Origin of the sequence: Parazoarcus communis SWub3 = DSM 12120 (assembly GCF_003226565.1) — a bacterium.
GTDB classification, from domain to species: domain Bacteria; phylum Pseudomonadota; class Gammaproteobacteria; order Burkholderiales; family Rhodocyclaceae; genus Parazoarcus; species Parazoarcus communis.
This window is the reverse complement of the sequence record NZ_QKOE01000003.1, coordinates 148,418-163,116: the sequence shown is the minus strand read 5'-3', so window position 1 is coordinate 163,116 and position 14,699 is coordinate 148,418. Positions and strand designations below refer to the sequence as shown.

Genomic DNA, 14,699 nt, shown 5'->3' with positions numbered 1-14,699 from the left:
CTACACCGGGAGTTGAGTCAGGATGTCGTAGATCGGGCCGAGCACGGCGAAGATGATCCATAGCATCACCAGCCCCAGTGCCAGGGTGAGTGCCGGTTCGGCGCTGGCCTGCAGGCGCTCGATCGATTCCCGGACATCGCGTTCATAGAAATAAACGACTTTGTCCAGCGCATCGTCGAGGGCGCCGGTCTGCTCGCCGACGCGCAGCATGCGGATGACCAGGCTGGGGAAGATGCCTGACTCATCGAAGGCTGCCGAGATGCTGCTGCCGGATCCAATGCGTACCGATGCCAACTTCAGACTGTTGCGGACAACGCGGTTGCGAGTCATGTGCTCGGTGTTGCGTAGCGCGTCGAGTACGGTGATGCCGGATCGGTAGAGCATTGAGAACAGCCGTGTAATGCGGGCGATTGCGATCTTGTGAGCGATCGGACCAATGATCGGCAACTGCAGGCGGATGTGGTCGATGCGCTGGGCAAAGGCATCAGACCGTTGCGTTGCCAGGGCGACGGCCGCACACAGTGCGGCGAGGACAGGCATGCTGAGCAAGCCGTATTCGCGCAGGCCATTGGAGGCGTCTATCAGTAGCTGGGTCTGCAGGGGCAGGGACTGGCCGGTACTGCGGAACAGCTGCGCCAACTCGGGAACAACGAAGGTCAGCGCGATGACGACGGCTGTCACCAGCACACTTAGTACGATGGCCGGGTAGATGGCAAGCTTGCGCGCATGTGCCGAGAGTTCGTCCTCGCGGATCAGAGTCTCGGCCAACTGGCGCAGCATGGGTGCGAGTTCGCCAGTCTGCTCGCCAGCATGCAGCAGGCTGCAGGCAATGGCGTCGAAGGCTTGCGGATGCGCTTCAGCGGCGACCGAGAGTGGCACACCGTTCTCGATGTCCTCCCGTAGCGTAGTGACGATCTCGCGCATGCGTGGATGGCGGGTGGCGTCGCGCAGATCCTGCAGGCCGTCGAGCATCGGGATGCCAGCATCGAGCAGTTGCTCCAGATGAAAGCAGAACTGAATCAGCTCACGTCGCGGTGGCGCGGTGTGGCTCAAGGCGAAGCGGGCGAACCACACTGGCTGGCTGTCGATCAACTCCAGCCCGCGTCGCGCAAGCCGGGCCTCCAGTTCGACAGGGCCAGCGGCGTCGATGTTGCCTCGTACCAGACGGCCCTGCTGGTCGATGGCGCGATAGCGGTGCAAAGTCATCGCGGCGCCGCCCCTGGTCGCGTGAGATCAACGACGCGCCCGACCTCATCGAGTGTGGTGACGCCCTCCATGACACGGCGCAGTCCGTCTTCCGCCAGGGTGATGAAGCCCTCGGTGCGGGCATGATGGTTCAGTTCGCCTGCGCTGGCACGTGTCGCGATCAGGGCTTCCAGCGTGTCGGAGAGCGTCAGGGTCTCGAGCAAGGCGAGGCGTCCGCGAAAGCCGGAGCCGCCACAGCGTGCGCAGCCCCTGGCCCGTGCCAGTACATGCTCGCTGGCGGCGATGCCAAACTGGGCGAAGAGGGCGCGTTCCTGATCGGTTGGTGGGCTCGAACTGCAGCAGTCGGGGCACAGTCGCCTGATCAGCCGCTGGCCGATCACGCCAGACAGGTTGCTGGCGAGGATGTCGGGATGAAGGCCAAGATCGAGCAGGCGGGCGATGGCGCCGATTGCCGACCGGGTGTGCAGTGTCGAGAACACCTGGTGACCGGTCATTGCTGCACGCAGTGCCATCTCGGCTGTTTCGCTGTCGCGGATTTCGCCGATCAGGATGATGTCCGGGTCCTGGCGCAACATCGCCCGCACCCCGCTGGCGAAATCGATGCGTGCAGTCTCGCCCATCGAGGTCTGCCTGACCCGTGGCATCGGGTACTCCACCGGATCCTCCAGTGTCATGATGTTGACATGCTCGTGGTCCAGTTGGCGGAGCAGCGCATAGAGCGTGGTGGTCTTTCCGCTGCCGGTCGGTCCGGTGATCAGGGTGAGCCCTTCCGGCCGTCGGGTCATGCGTCCGATGTGCGCGAGCTGGCTGGCAGTGAGGCCTAGTGTGTCGAGATCGACGATGCCCTTGTGCCGGTCGAGGATGCGCAGGACGATGTTCTCGCCATGCAGGGTGGGATGGACGGAGACGCGGAAGTCGATGGGGCGACCGGCAAGGTTCAACGCCATGCGGCCATCCTGGGGTGAGCGGTTTTCGGCAATGTTCAACCCTGCCAGGATCTTGATGCGGATCGCCATCGCGGGCCAGTAGCTGTGGTGCAGGACACGGATCTGGCGCAGCAGTCCGTCGATGCGATAACGGATGCGCAGGAAGCCGGCTTCGGGCTCGAAATGCAGGTCGGAGGCGCCCTGTTTGACCGCATCGGCCAGCAGCGCGTCGATCAGGCGCACGACCGGGTACTCCGGCTTGTCCATTGCACTGGCGGGGCTTCGGCTGTCGCTGCTGCCGGTTTCGATCTCATGCAGGATGTCGTCGATCTGCAGGGTGTGGCCATAGTGCTGATCGATGGCCTGCCGGATCTCCGGCTCTGACGCCAGCCGGATCTCGATGCGGTAATCCGCGCCCAACTGACGCTGAAGGGCGTCGATGGCGATGAGGTCGTGGGCTTCACCGCTGGCAATGACGGCTTGTTTGAGGGCCTGGTCGACGTGCAGGGGGATGATCGCGTGCGTGCGTGCCAGCGTCTCGGGTACGCTGGCCAGTGCGGCGGTGTCGATGACCGTACGTTGAAGGTCTATCGTGCGCTGTCCCAGCCGGGCCGAGAGGGTGTCGCGCAATGTTGCATCGGAGATGAAGCCCAGTTCGACCAGGATACGGCCCAGTGGTCGTGGGCGGAGCGTTTGCTCGAGCAGGGCTGTGCGTAGCTGATCGTCTCCGATCAGTCCGGTCTGCAGCAGGGTCTCGCCCAGCGGTCGGCGGTCGTGAGGCCTGCTGGTGGTGGCATTGATCGCGAGTGTGCTCATGGCGTTAACGTGCCTCGCGAATGATCAGTCGGCCGGGGAAGTTTCGCGTACCGGGTGCCGAGTCGAGATGGAACGTGTCGCCTGTGGGCAAGGCGTGCCGGTGCCGGGCGACCGGGTGGGGTGGCGCATCGCGGGCGACGATGCGGGGCCGCAGGAAGATCGCCAGTTCGGTCCGCCGGACGGAGTTGTCACGGCGGGTGAACAGTTCGCCGAGTACCGGAATGGCACCGAACAGCGGGATTCGGCCGGTGTCGTAGTCGATCTTGTCTTCCATCAGCCCACCGAGGATGGCGACTTCACCATCGGCGAGACGCAGCACCGATTCGATCTCGCGGGTACGGATCTGGGGGACCCGGTTGGGGATTGCACCCAGTGAAGGGTTGGGATCGTCTCGAAAGCCGGAGATTGATGAAATCGTGGGGCGTACGTTCAGGGTGATGTGACCGTCCGCGCCGATCTGGGGTGTCAGCGCCATCACCATGCCGACCGACACCGACTGTGGCGTTGTGGTGGCGGTGATCTTCTCGCGGCTGCTGTCGTCGTACGTGGTGGTTGATGCGTCGACGAGGAAGTAGACCACTTCTTCGACCACCTTGAGCATGGCGGTCTGGTTGTTCAGGACTGAAAGGCGGGGACTGGACAAGACCTTGACGGTGCCGAAGGACTCCAGCAGGTCGAGTTTGATGTCGAGCAGGCTTGACAGATAGGTAATGGTCGGCGACAGCGCACTGGCATCCGTGTCGGCGCCTCGCGGCCGGAGGCTGGCGTTGGGCGAGTTGAGGCGGTTCCAGTCTATGCCTTGCTTGTACCCGTCTGCCAGGGTGATTTCGACAATGGTGGCTTCAATCGTGACCTGACGGTGTGCGGCGGCCTGAACCAGGTCGAGAAACTCGGCGATGCGCGTGTGCTGGGCAGAAGTGGCGCGGATCATCAGCGTACCGGTTTCGCGGTTGCTGACGATGAAGTCGGCTTCGACGGCGTCCTCACACGAAGGCGTTGCCTGGGCGTCGGCGGACTCGGCGCTGCGGCGCATGTCATCGCAATGGCGACGCTGGATGAAGCGCTCATGTTCCTTCAACAGGGTGCGGATGTTGGTTTCAAGGGTTTCCCAGAAGCGGTTTGCGGACAGGGTTTCGATCTTGGTCAGCGATGCATTGCCGCCGTCGTTGTGGCGGGCATCGCCCAGCGCGCTCGAACTGGTGGAGATCTGGGTGCTTGTCGCAACTTCGCCCTTCATTGCGCGACTCAGGTTGACGTAGTCAATGCGGTAGCTGCGAAGCACCGGGGTGTCTGGCATGACCGCCAGTCGGTGGCCGTCGAGCTCGAAGCGGAGACCGGTCTGTCGCGCGATGCGGTCGAGCAGGCGTGGCAGCGGTTCGTCGATGGCGTTGAGCGTGACGACGCCGGTGACGCCAGGGTGTACGTCGAGGTCGAGGTCCGCGTCGCGAGCGATCGCAATCAACAACTGTTCGACGGAGATGCGGTTGACCGAGAGCGAGTATCCGGGGCTTGGGGGTGCGGGAGGCGGCTGCCCGGCGGTGCTTGGGGGCAAGGCTGCTGCTGGCGGATGCTCGCCGGAAGACTCCGGCGTGTCATGCGTGGCCTGATCGGGTGGCCCGGCTGGAGGCAGTTGCGCACACCCGGCGAGTGCCATCAGGAAGCAACAGGTAGCGACGGTACGTATATGCATTGTCTGATTGATGTTGAATGCATATTCATTTTACATTTTGTCTCGGTCGAGTCAATTCCTGGGTACGCTGCCCGGTAGTTGTCCCATGGCGTCGGCACTTGGGTCTTCCCGCTATTGTTTGCTTTCAAAACGTGGCCCTGATGGCGGGGGAAGTGAGCCTGACTCTGATAAACTCCCGGCCTTTGATCACGTGTCACCTGCCTGGACTGTTCTGCCGTGTCAGCCGAAGCCCTTCTTGTCCGTATGCGCGATGTCCGCTTTGCCTATGGCGAGCGGGAGGTGCTGCGTGGCATCGATCTGACCGTTCGTCGTGGGCAGGTGGTGGCCATCATGGGTGGCAGTGGTTGTGGCAAGACCACGCTGTTGCGCCTGATCGGAGGGCAGATCCGGGCTTCATCCGGCAGGGTGGAGGTCGACGGGCGGGACGTGGGAGAAATGGGGGCCGACGCCTTGTATGCGATGCGTCGCCGCATGGGCATGTTGTTCCAGTTCGGTGCCTTGTTTACCGACATGAGTGTGTTCGACAACGTGGCGTTTCCGTTGCGCGAGCACACCGATCTGCCTGCAAGTCTGGTGCGTGATCTGGTACTGATGAAGTTGCAGGCGGTCGGTCTGCGTGGTGCGGCCGCCTTGATGCCCGCCGAGCTGTCCGGTGGCATGGCCCGGCGAGTGGCGCTTGCCAGGGCAGTGGCGCTTGATCCGATGCTGGTGCTGTATGACGAGCCTTTCGCCGGGCTGGATCCGATCTCGCTCGGGATCATCGGACAGCTGATCCGCCGCCTGAATGATGCGTTGGGCGCCAGTACGATCATGGTCACCCATGATGTACATGAGTCACTCGAGATTGTTGATTACGTGTATTTCGTGTCCGAGGGCCGGATTGTTGCCCAGGGTACGCCGGATGAGATCCGGGCCTCTTCCGACCCCTTCGTTCATCAGTTTGTCCATGCCGAAGCGGACGGTCCGGTGCCGTTCCACTATCCGGCGGCACCGATGGCGTCCCTGCTCGAAGGTGGCGGCGCATGAATGGGGTGACGAGGGTACTGCGGCAACTGGGTGCAATGACCATCAACGGAGTCTGGCGGCTTGGTTTTGCCACTCGCTTCCTGCTGATGATCCTGTGGTATTCGGGGCAGTCGTTCCGGCGTCTGCACCTGACCATCCGGGAGATCTACTTCAGCGGGGTCTTGTCCTTGCTGATCATCCTGGTCTCAGGTCTTTTCGTCGGGCTCGTGCTGGGCCTGCAGGGTTATGAAACCTTGCAGCGCTATGGTTCCAGTGACGCGCTGGGCGTGTTGGTGGCGCTGTCGTTGGTGCGGGAGCTCGGGCCGGTGGTGGCGGGGTTGTTGTTTGCCAGCCGGGCTGGGTCGGCGGTCACTGCCGAGATCGGTCTGATGAAGACCACCGAGCAGCTCAAGGCGATGGACATGATGGCAGTCAATCCCATTGCGCGCGTGGTGGCGCCTCGATTCTGGGGGGGGGTGTTGTCAATGCCTTTGCTGGCGGCGATGTTCTCGGCCATGGGGGTGTTCGGTGGCTGGTTGATCGGTGTGGTGTTCATCGGCGTAGACGATGGTGCGTTCTGGTCGCAGATGCAGGCTGCGGTGGATTTTCGTAACGACGTGTTGAACGGTGTGATCAAGTCTGTGGTCTTCGGAGTGGCGGTGTCGCTGATCGCCGTGTTCGAGGGTTACGACTGCGTACCGACGGCCGAAGGTGTGTCGCGGGCAATCACCCGCACGGTCGTGAGTTCGGCGCTGGCCATCCTGGCGCTTGATTTTGTTCTGACTTCTTTCATGTTCCGGGGTCAATGATGAGCCGTACGACGCTCGACCTGTGGGTAGGTGTATTTGTGGCGCTGGGTTGCGCAGCGCTGATCTTTCTGGCCATGAAGGTCGGAAACTTCACGGGCCTCAATGGGGCGCAGCTCTATTCCGTCGAGGCGCCATTCGACAACATCGGCGGGCTCAAGGTGCGTGCACCGGTCAAGAGTGCCGGCGTGCTGGTGGGGCGTGTTGCGGATATCCGCTTCGATGCGGAAACCTATCGAGCCGTCGTCCGGCTCGATCTGGATACACGATATGCATTTCCGCGCGATACGATCGCGACCATCCTGACATCCGGTCTGCTGGGCGAGCAGTATGTCGGACTCGAGCCTGGGGCGGATGTGGATGAACTCAAGCAGGGTGACCGTATCCAGATTACCCAGTCGGCTGTGGTGCTGGAGAAGCTGATCGGTCAGTTCATGTTCAACAAGGCGGCTGAAACGCCGGTTCAGCAATGAGTGGGCACGAATCGCCAAAGGGGTTGATGTTGAATTCCAGATTTGATCGCCTGTGTTCGGGTGCTCGCAACTGGGTAGTTGCAGGCATGCTGGTGCTGGTCGCCGGCTGTGCGAGTACCGGAAATCCACAGGATCCGCTCGAGGGCTACAACCGGGCGATGTTCTCGTTCAACGAGGGCGTTGACAAGGCAGTGATCCGGCCGGCAGCACAGGCGTATGAAGCCGTGCTGCCTTCTCCGGTACGGACGGGCATCGGTAACGTTTTTGGCAATCTTGGCGATCCCTGGATTGCGATGAATAACCTGCTGCAGGGCAAGGTGGCCGACGCAATCAGTGACGTCATGCGCTTCCTGGTCAATACCACTTTGGGATTCGCTGGCATCCTCGATATTGCATCGGAGGCCGGTTTGCCCAAGCACGACGAAGATTTCGGCCAGACGCTGGGCGCCTGGGGGGTCGGTGAAGGGGCTTATGTGGTGCTGCCCTTCTTCGGTCCGCGTACGCTGCGCGATGCTGCCGCGTTGCCCTTTGACATGCTCGAGGACAATGTCTGGTCGATCCAGCATGTCCCGACCCGCAATACCTTGACGGCTGTCCGGCTGACGCATACCCGCTCGCGCTTGCTGGGACTCGACAAGACGCTGAACGAGGCGACTCTGGATAAATACCGTTACGTCCGTGATTTCTATCTCGAACAGCGACGTTACAAAGTTTTCGACGGTAATCCGCCGCGTGTATATGAAGATTTCAACGGTGACGAAGCGCATCGTATGCCGGTGGGTGAGTCGCTGGATGTCCTGGCACGTGTCGCTGTTGAAGAGCTGGAGTTGCTTGGAGTGGGTGAGCTGGTGATGTTGGGTCGCTCGCCCGATGGCATGAATTGATTTGGTGGTATGTGATATGCAACGAGTCCTGTCCTGTTTTTTTGCGCTGTTCCTGGGTCTGGTGCCGCTGGCGTCAGCTGATGTTGAGGTGAAGGCGCCTGATGTGCTGGTGCGCGATGTCACTAACGAAGTGCTGGAGATCGTGCGGAAGGATCGTGCGATTCAGGCGGGCGACACTCAGCGTGTGTTTGGCTTGGTGCAGGACAAGGTGCTGCCGCATTTCAACTTCCGGCGCATGACCATGCTGGCGGTTGGGCGTGACTGGCGCAATGCCACGCCTGAGCAGCAGGGGCGTCTGGTCGATGCGTTCCAGACCCTGCTGGTGCGCACGTATTCCAATGCCCTGACCCAGTATCGCGATCAGGTGATCGAGTTCCGGCCTGTCCGTCAGACGGCTGCTGATACGACGGTTCAGGTAAGGACCGAAGTACGCCAGTCCGGTGCCCAGCCCATCGGCATCGACTACACGCTGGAGAAGACCGAAAAGGGCTGGAAAGTGTTCGATGTGGTGGTCGCAGGGGTGAGCCTGGTCACCAATTATCGCGGTAGCTTTGGTGACGAGATTCGTGCAGGTGGCATCGATGGCCTGATTCGGTCCCTCGAGGAAAAGAACCGGTCGCTCGAGACCCCGCAGGGCGCCAAGTGACGACAACAGGTGCCGAGGTTGTGCGCCTGGAAGGGGCGCTGACCATGCGCAGTGTTGGGGCGTGGGTCAATCGACCCCTGCCGGCTGGCGATGTTGTCGTTGATTTTTCGGCAGTCGGCGAGGCGGACTCTGCTGCCTTGGCGTTGCTGCTTGAGTGGATGCGTCGCACCCGCGAGTCTGGTGGCGCGGTGACGGTGCGTGCCTTGCCGGCAGGGCTGCTCAGTCTTGCCGCCTTGTATGATCTGAGCGATCTGCTGTCGCTGTCCCGCTGAGTTTCCCGATGACCGTTCCCGCAATCCGGATCGCTTCCGTCACCAAGTCCTATGGTGCGCTGAAGGCGCTTGGTGGAGTCGACCTCGAAATTGGTCAAGGTGAGTTTTTTGGCCTGCTTGGCCCCAATGGTGCGGGCAAAACGACGCTGATCTCGGCGTTGGCCGGTCTGGTCCGGCCCGATGGCGGTGTCCTGGAGGTCATGGGGCACGATGTCGTGCGTGACTATCGCAATGCGCGGCGCAATCTGGGGGTGGTGCCACAGGAGCTGGTTTTTGATCCCTTCTTTACCGTGCGCGAGTTGCTCCGCATCCAGTCGGGTTATTTCGGCATTCGTGGTAATGATGACTGGATCGACGAGATTCTTGCCAGCCTTGATCTGACTGCGAAGGCTTCATCCAACATGCGCTCGCTGTCAGGCGGCATGAAGCGGCGGGTGCTGGTTGCGCAGGCGCTGGTGCACCGTCCGCCAGTCATTGTGCTCGACGAGCCGACGGCCGGTGTGGATGTCGAATTGCGTCAGGGACTGTGGCAGTTTGTGCGCAAGCTCAACCGTGACGGTCATACCATCGTTCTGACCACGCACTACCTTGAAGAGGCCGAGACCCTGTGTGGACGGATCGCAATGCTGAAGGCCGGCAAGGTGGTGGCGCTGGATACCACCGACAACCTGCTGCGGCGTTTCGCGACCCACAGCCTGAGGGTCAAGGTCGGCCAGCCGGCGGCCGCCCTGGCGTTGGGCGGCGTCGAGGTCGATGGCGGTTGGGTCGAGTTTGCCTTCGACAGTTTTGCCGAGGTCGAGCAAGTGCTTGCGCGCCTGCGTGAAGCGGGGGCTGGCGTCATGGAAATGCAGTTGGGTGAGCCGGATCTCGAGAGGGTGTTCATTGAGGTGATGCATCGTGTCTGAACGCGTGCCGCGGATCGAGGTGGGGGCCGAGGCGCCCTGGGTGGGCTTCCGTACGCTGCTGTACAAGGAAGTGCTGCGATTCTGGAAAGTGAGCTTTCAGACCGTGATGGCGCCGGTGCTCAATGCGGTGCTGTTCCTGCTGATCTTTTCGCACGTGCTCGATCGCCACGTGACGGTCTATGGCGACATCGCTTACACCACTTTCCTGGTGCCCGGATTGGTGATGATGTCGCTGTTGCAGAATGCGTTTGCCAACAGTTCGTCGTCGTTGATCCAGAGCAAGATCACCGGCAACATCATTTTCGTGCTGCTGCCGCCGCTGTCCTATCGTGAGTTCTATGCTGCGTATGTGATCGCCTCGGTGCTGCGCGGGTTGTTTGTGGGCCTGGGGGTGTTGCTGGTGTCCATCCCCTTTGTCGAACTGCAGCTGGCGTATCCGTTGTGGGTGTTGTCTTTTGCCGTGATGGGCGGTGCCATCCTGGGCTCGCTGGGCGTGATTGCGGGGATCTGGGCCGACAAGTTCGACCAGTTGGCCGCGTTCCAGAATTTCCTGATCATGCCGCTCACGATGTTGTCCGGCGTGTTCTATTCTATTCATGGCTTGCCGCAACTGTGGCAGGACGTGTCCCATGTCAATCCGTTCTTCTTCATGATCGACGGCTTCCGCTATGGTTTCTTCGGGCAATCCGATGTGTCGCCATGGTTGAGTCTCGGCGTGGTCGGCGGGTGTTTTGTCGTGCTCGCAGCAATCACCCTGGCCATGCTGGCCAAGGGCTACAAGCTGCGCGCCTGATAGGAGTTCAATCATGTTTCAGGCAAGTGAAATCAAGCGGCTGATCGAAACGGGGCTGCCCTGCGAGTTCGTCATGATCGAGGGTGATGACGGCGTTCATTTCAGCGGTATCGTCGTCAGTGCCGCGTTTGACGGCAAGCTCAAGGTGCGTCAGCACCAGGCTGTTTACGAAACCCTCGGCAAGCTGATGGGCAACGAGATCCATGCTTTGCAGTTGCAGACCTATACGCCCGCCAAATGGGCGGAGGCCCGCATCGAGCTTGGTCTCTGAGCGGAGTCATATGGACAAGCTTCTGATCGAAGGCGGTTGCCGGCTGAATGGTGAGGTTGCAATTTCCGGCGCCAAGAATGCCGCCTTGCCCATCCTGTGCGCAGCGCTGCTGAGTGCCGAGCCCGTCACCTTTACCAACGTTCCTCGGCTCAAGGACATCGGCACCCTGCTTGCCCTGCTGGGGCAGATGGGGGTCGGAATCGAGCGTGACGGCGATACCGTCGTGCTTGATGCGTCCGGGTTGAACAACCCGGTCGCACCTTATGAAATGGTCAAGACCATGCGTGCGTCCATCCTCGTGCTGGGCCCGCTGGTGGCACGTTGTGGCGAGGCGCGTGTCAGTCTGCCGGGGGGATGTGCGATCGGCGCCCGGCCGGTTGATCAGCACATCAAGGGGCTGCAGGCGATGGGGGCCGAGGTTGCGGTCGAGCATGGCTACGTCCACGCCAGGGTGCCACGTCTCAAGGGTGCCCGGTTGTTTACCGACATGGTGACCGTGACCGGTACCGAGAACCTCATGATGGCGGCCTGTCTGGCAGATGGCGAGACGGTCATCGAGAATGCTGCACGAGAACCGGAGATTGTCGACCTGGCGAACTGCCTGGTGGCGATGGGGGCGCGGATTTCCGGGGCGGGGACCGACGTGATCCGCATCCGTGGTGTCGAGCGTCTGCACGGGGCGACGCATCGCATCATGCCGGACCGGATCGAAACGGGCACTTATCTGTGTGCTGCTGCCGTGACAGGGGGCGAGGTGCGTCTGACCGGAACCTCTTCGGCCTATCTGGACGCGGTCGTCGACAAGTTGATGGATGCAGGCTGCGATATCGCGTCAGAGCGCGATTCGATCCGGATCAAGGCGCCGCAGCGACTGAATGCGGTCAGTTTGCGTACCGCGCCCTATCCCGCTTTCCCGACCGACATGCAGGCGCAATTCATGGCGCTCAATTGCGTGGCCAATGGCGTGGCGATGATCCGCGAAACGATCTTCGAGAATCGCTTCATGCATGCAGTGGAGTTGCAACGTCTTGGTGCCGACATCCGCATTGATGGCAATACCGCAGTGGTGCAGGGGGTGGCGCGGCTGCAGGGTGCGTCAGTGATGGCGACCGACCTGCGAGCTTCCGCCAGCTTGGTCATTGCCGGTCTGGTGGCTGAGGGTGAGACGGTCATCGAGCGCATTTACCACCTGGATCGCGGTTACGAGCGCCTTGAGGAAAAACTGGCAGCGCTTGGTGCTTCGGTTCGCAGGTTGATCTAGGCCTTCATCGGATTGCGGGCAGCACGAAAACCCGGGGGAGGCCTGTATGCCTCTCCGGGTCGTCTGATGCGATCCGATCCTGGTGAAGGTCTGCTTTAACCGGGTTGCCGCCCCCGGCTTGCGATGGCCGCTTGGGCGTGGCGGCTTCCAGATGGCGTGTGGTTGTGTACACGCCTTGCTGGAATCGCTTAATCGGCGGAGACGGCCGACGGTTGTTCGACCGCAAGGACCTTGAGCCGGATGGTACGGCCGTCGAGTGAAGTCCAGTCGATGCTCTGGCCGACCGAGAGGCCCAGTAATGCGCTGCCTGCGGGCGAAAATACCGATACCCGTCCGGCGTCGGCACTGGCGTCCCTGGGGAATGCGAGGGTGAGTTCGTATTCCTTGCCGGTTGTTTCTTCGAGGAAGCGTGCGCGACTGTTCATGGTGATGACGTCAGTCGGCATCTCCCCCGCTTCGCGTACGTCAGCCCTTTCGAGTTCGTGACGCAACTCGTTCAGATCACTGCGGCTGCGCGCCGCGGGTGCGGCGAGCAAGCCCTCCAGACTATCCATGTCTTGCGCCGAGACGATGATTTCCGGTTTCATGGTGGCCCCTCCTGGACATCCAAAAAGAAAAAGGCCGAGCCGCGAGGGCGGCTCAGCCGATTGCGCGCAGGCTAACAGAAGCTTCTGCGGGTTACAATACGTGCCCGATTCGTCAAGGTCAGATCCGTGTCCAGCATCACCCTTGCCCTGTCCAAGGGCCGCATCTTCGAAGAAACCCTGCCGCTGCTTGCGGCTGCCGGCATCGTGCCGACCGACAACCCCGAGACCTCGCGCAAACTCATCATTGGCACCAATCGTCCGGATGTGCGCCTGGTCATCGTGCGTGCGACCGACACGCCGACCTACGTCCAGTATGGCGCCGCCGATCTGGGTATTGCCGGCAAGGACGTCTTGATTGAGCATGGAGGGGCGGGGCTCTATCAGCCGCTCGATCTCAATATTGCCCGTTGCCGTTTGTGCGTGGCGGTGCAGAAGGGGTTCGACTATGCCGCAGCGATTCGCCCCGGTGGACGTATCCGCGTGGCCACCAAATACATCAATGCGGCCAAGGCGCATTTTGCCGGCAAGGGCATGCATGTCGATCTGATCAAATTGTATGGTTCGATGGAGCTGGCGCCGTTGGTGGGGCTGGCCGATGCCATCGTTGATCTGGTATCGACGGGCGGCACGCTGCGTGCAAACAATCTCGAGGAAGTCGAAGACATCATGCCGATCAGCTCGCGCCTGATCGTCAATCAGGCTTCCCTCAAGCTCAAGCGCGAGCTGATTCAGCCCCTGCTTGACGCCTTCTCCGGCGCGATCCAATCCTGAGTTGACTGCCATGAGCCAGACTGCCATCCGCCGCCTTGATGCGCGCGAGCCCGAATTTCTCAGCACCCTGGATGCCCTGCTGGCTTTCGAGTCGGCCGCTGACGAACGTATTGATGTTGCTGTCACTGAAATCCTGCGTGCCGTGCGTAACACGGGCGACGCTGCGGTGGTGGAGTACACCCGTCGATTCGACGGACTGGACGTCAGTTCGATGGCTGCGCTGGAGTTGCCGAAGGTGGAGTTGCACGCCGCGCTCGCCAGTCTTTCGTCCGAGCAGCGTGAGGCGCTGACCATCGCGGCTGATCGCGTGCGTATCTATCACGAGCGCCAGAAGGGCGAGTCGTGGACGTTTACCGAGGCCGATGGTACCCGGCTGGGGCAGAAGGTGACGCCGCTCGATCGTGTGGGTCTGTATGTGCCGGGTGGGCGTGCCTCCTATCCGAGTTCGGTGCTGATGAACGCCATTCCGGCCAAGGTGGCGGGTGTGGGTGAGCTGATCATGGTGGTGCCGACGCCACGGGGCGAGAAGAATCCCCTGGTGCTGGCGGCTGCAGCCATTACCGGTGTCGACCGGGTCTTCACCATTGGCGGTGCGCAGGCAGTGGCCGCGCTGGCTTATGGCACTCAGACCATCCCGCAAGTAGACAAGATCGTCGGTCCCGGCAATGCCTACGTTGCAGAAGCCAAGCGCCGAGTGTTTGGCACCGTTGGTATCGACATGGTGGCTGGGCCGTCCGAGGTGCTGATCATTTCCGACGGTAGTGGTCATGCGGACTGGGTGGCAATGGACATGTTCGCGCAGGCCGAACATGACGAGTTGGCGCAATCCATCCTTCTGTGTACCGACGCCGGCTTCATCGAGGCCGTGCACGAGGCGATCGACCGTCTGTTACCGACCATGCCGCGTCACGAGACCATCGCGAAGTCCTTGGTCAACCGGGGGGCCTTGATTCATGTCGACAGCCTGGACCAGGCCTGCGCAATTGCCAACCGCATCGCGCCGGAGCACCTTGAGCTGTCGCTGGAAAACGCCGAGGACTGGGTCGATCATATCCGCCACGCGGGTGCGATCTTTGTCGGGCACTGGGCGGTTGAGGCCTTGGGTGATTACTGCGCCGGTCCCAATCACGTGTTGCCGACAATGCGTTCTGCACGTTTCTCGTCGCCTTTGGGAACCTATGACTTCCAGAAACGGACCAGCATCGTGCATATCTCGGAGGCGGGAGCCCAGCATCTGGGTAAGGTGGCTTCCATTCTTGCGCACGGCGAGGGCTTGCAGGCGCACGCCCGTTCTGCGGAGATGCGGCTCAAGGTCTGAGCTGCAGTGACGTGATTGTTGCGAACGGGTCGAGCGCACCATCCGGCGCTCGACCCGAGGGCTTGAGAG

The 14,699-nt window shown here is 61.6% G+C and carries 16 protein-coding genes; 12 read left to right on the top strand and 4 right to left on the bottom strand.

The window, feature by feature from the left end; all coding sequences use genetic code 11:
* From DNK49_RS06230 to DNK49_RS06220, 3 genes are read right to left on the bottom strand one after another with little or no spacing between them, the layout of a single operon-like run.
* Positions 1 to 1,206, bottom strand: a complete 1,206-nt coding sequence (locus DNK49_RS06230; RefSeq protein ID WP_110523470.1) for a type II secretion system F family protein — start codon at positions 1,204 to 1,206, stop codon at positions 1 to 3.
* On the bottom strand, positions 1,203 to 2,948 hold the full coding sequence (locus tag DNK49_RS06225) for a GspE/PulE family protein (RefSeq protein WP_110523469.1): 1,746 nt from the start codon (positions 2,946 to 2,948) through the stop codon (positions 1,203 to 1,205). The genes DNK49_RS06230 and DNK49_RS06225 overlap by 4 nt, the downstream gene beginning before the upstream one ends.
* A 4-nt stretch (positions 2,949 to 2,952) precedes the next feature.
* Positions 2,953 to 4,638 carry a type II secretion system protein GspD gene (locus DNK49_RS06220; protein ID WP_110523468.1) on the bottom strand — a complete coding sequence of 562 codons (1,686 nt, stop codon included), beginning with the start codon at positions 4,636 to 4,638 and terminating at the stop codon, positions 2,953 to 2,955.
* A 243-nt stretch (positions 4,639 to 4,881) separates the two neighbouring features.
* Here DNK49_RS06220 and DNK49_RS06215 point away from each other — a divergent pair, with 243 nt between their 5' ends.
* The 10 genes from DNK49_RS06215 to murA are packed head-to-tail and all read left to right on the top strand — an operon-like array spanning position 4,882 to position 11,954.
* Positions 4,882 to 5,664, top strand: a complete 783-nt coding sequence (locus DNK49_RS06215; protein ID WP_110523467.1) for an ABC transporter ATP-binding protein — start codon at positions 4,882 to 4,884, stop codon at positions 5,662 to 5,664.
* A complete protein-coding gene (mlaE, locus tag DNK49_RS06210; RefSeq protein ID WP_110523466.1) occupies positions 5,661 to 6,452 on the top strand; it encodes a lipid asymmetry maintenance ABC transporter permease subunit MlaE in 792 nt (263 codons plus the stop codon). The genes DNK49_RS06215 and mlaE overlap by 4 nt, the downstream gene beginning before the upstream one ends.
* The gene (mlaD, locus tag DNK49_RS06205; protein WP_110523632.1) at positions 6,452 to 6,922 is read left to right on the top strand and encodes an outer membrane lipid asymmetry maintenance protein MlaD; all 471 of its coding nucleotides are present in this window, start codon (positions 6,452 to 6,454) and stop codon (positions 6,920 to 6,922) included. Before mlaE ends, mlaD begins: the two co-directional genes overlap by 1 nt.
* A 26-nt stretch (positions 6,923 to 6,948) precedes the next feature.
* Positions 6,949 to 7,806, top strand: coding sequence for an MlaA family lipoprotein (locus DNK49_RS06200; RefSeq protein WP_110523465.1), 858 nt, complete (start codon positions 6,949 to 6,951; stop codon positions 7,804 to 7,806).
* 16 nt (positions 7,807 to 7,822) lie between these two features.
* The gene (locus DNK49_RS06195; RefSeq protein ID WP_110523464.1) at positions 7,823 to 8,452 is read left to right on the top strand and encodes an MlaC/ttg2D family ABC transporter substrate-binding protein; all 630 of its coding nucleotides are present in this window, start codon (positions 7,823 to 7,825) and stop codon (positions 8,450 to 8,452) included.
* Positions 8,449 to 8,724 (top strand): STAS domain-containing protein, encoded by a 276-nt coding sequence (locus DNK49_RS06190; protein WP_243632254.1) that lies wholly within the window; start codon positions 8,449 to 8,451, stop codon positions 8,722 to 8,724. The genes DNK49_RS06195 and DNK49_RS06190 overlap by 4 nt, the downstream gene beginning before the upstream one ends.
* Positions 8,725 to 8,732: 8 nt before the next feature.
* On the top strand, positions 8,733 to 9,629 hold the full coding sequence (locus tag DNK49_RS06185; RefSeq protein ID WP_110523463.1) for an ABC transporter ATP-binding protein: 897 nt from the start codon (positions 8,733 to 8,735) through the stop codon (positions 9,627 to 9,629).
* Positions 9,622 to 10,422, top strand: a complete 801-nt coding sequence (locus DNK49_RS06180; RefSeq protein WP_243632253.1) for an ABC transporter permease — start codon at positions 9,622 to 9,624, stop codon at positions 10,420 to 10,422. The genes DNK49_RS06185 and DNK49_RS06180 overlap by 8 nt, the downstream gene beginning before the upstream one ends.
* A gap of 13 nt (positions 10,423 to 10,435) precedes the next feature.
* Positions 10,436 to 10,693 carry a BolA family protein gene (locus DNK49_RS06175; RefSeq protein WP_110523461.1) on the top strand — a complete coding sequence of 86 codons (258 nt, stop codon included), beginning with the start codon at positions 10,436 to 10,438 and terminating at the stop codon, positions 10,691 to 10,693.
* A 10-nt stretch (positions 10,694 to 10,703) separates the two neighbouring features.
* Positions 10,704 to 11,954: a UDP-N-acetylglucosamine 1-carboxyvinyltransferase gene (gene murA, locus DNK49_RS06170; protein WP_110523460.1), complete on the top strand. Its 1,251-nt coding sequence runs from the start codon at positions 10,704 to 10,706 to the stop codon at positions 11,952 to 11,954.
* Positions 11,955 to 12,142: 188 nt separating this feature from the next.
* Here the strand turns inward: murA and rnk are convergent, their stop codons facing one another.
* Complete coding sequence (gene rnk, locus DNK49_RS06165; protein WP_110523459.1) at positions 12,143 to 12,541, bottom strand: nucleoside diphosphate kinase regulator; 399 nt, start codon at positions 12,539 to 12,541, stop codon at positions 12,143 to 12,145.
* A gap of 126 nt (positions 12,542 to 12,667) precedes the next feature.
* Here rnk and hisG point away from each other — a divergent pair, with 126 nt between their 5' ends.
* The gene (gene hisG / locus DNK49_RS06160) at positions 12,668 to 13,312 is read left to right on the top strand and encodes an ATP phosphoribosyltransferase (RefSeq protein ID WP_110523458.1); all 645 of its coding nucleotides are present in this window, start codon (positions 12,668 to 12,670) and stop codon (positions 13,310 to 13,312) included.
* A gap of 10 nt (positions 13,313 to 13,322) precedes the next feature.
* Positions 13,323 to 14,630 (top strand): histidinol dehydrogenase, encoded by a 1,308-nt coding sequence (gene hisD / locus DNK49_RS06155; protein ID WP_110523457.1) that lies wholly within the window; start codon positions 13,323 to 13,325, stop codon positions 14,628 to 14,630.
* Positions 14,631 to 14,699: the final 69 nt, after the last annotated feature.

What these genes read in the sequence shown, in the direction of transcription:
- DNK49_RS06230 (WP_110523470.1), bottom strand. Translation starts at nt 1,206, where the DNA reads ATGACTTTGCACCGCTATCGCGCCATCGACCAGCAGGGCCGTCTGGTA.
- DNK49_RS06225 (WP_110523469.1), bottom strand. Translation starts at nt 2,948, where the DNA reads ATGAGCACACTCGCGATCAATGCCACCACCAGCAGGCCTCACGACCGC.
- DNK49_RS06220 (WP_110523468.1), bottom strand. Translation starts at nt 4,638, where the DNA reads ATGCATATACGTACCGTCGCTACCTGTTGCTTCCTGATGGCACTCGCC.
- DNK49_RS06215 (WP_110523467.1), top strand. Translation starts at nt 4,882, where the DNA reads ATGCGCGATGTCCGCTTTGCCTATGGCGAGCGGGAGGTGCTGCGTGGC.
- mlaE (WP_110523466.1), top strand. Translation starts at nt 5,661, where the DNA reads ATGAATGGGGTGACGAGGGTACTGCGGCAACTGGGTGCAATGACCATC.
- mlaD (WP_110523632.1), top strand. Translation starts at nt 6,452, where the DNA reads ATGAGCCGTACGACGCTCGACCTGTGGGTAGGTGTATTTGTGGCGCTG.
- DNK49_RS06200 (WP_110523465.1), top strand. Translation starts at nt 6,949, where the DNA reads ATGTTGAATTCCAGATTTGATCGCCTGTGTTCGGGTGCTCGCAACTGG.
- DNK49_RS06195 (WP_110523464.1), top strand. Translation starts at nt 7,823, where the DNA reads ATGCAACGAGTCCTGTCCTGTTTTTTTGCGCTGTTCCTGGGTCTGGTG.
- DNK49_RS06185 (WP_110523463.1), top strand. Translation starts at nt 8,733, where the DNA reads ATGACCGTTCCCGCAATCCGGATCGCTTCCGTCACCAAGTCCTATGGT.
- DNK49_RS06175 (WP_110523461.1), top strand. Translation starts at nt 10,436, where the DNA reads ATGTTTCAGGCAAGTGAAATCAAGCGGCTGATCGAAACGGGGCTGCCC.
- murA (WP_110523460.1), top strand. Translation starts at nt 10,704, where the DNA reads ATGGACAAGCTTCTGATCGAAGGCGGTTGCCGGCTGAATGGTGAGGTT.
- rnk (WP_110523459.1), bottom strand. Translation starts at nt 12,541, where the DNA reads ATGAAACCGGAAATCATCGTCTCGGCGCAAGACATGGATAGTCTGGAG.
- hisD (WP_110523457.1), top strand. Translation starts at nt 13,323, where the DNA reads ATGAGCCAGACTGCCATCCGCCGCCTTGATGCGCGCGAGCCCGAATTT.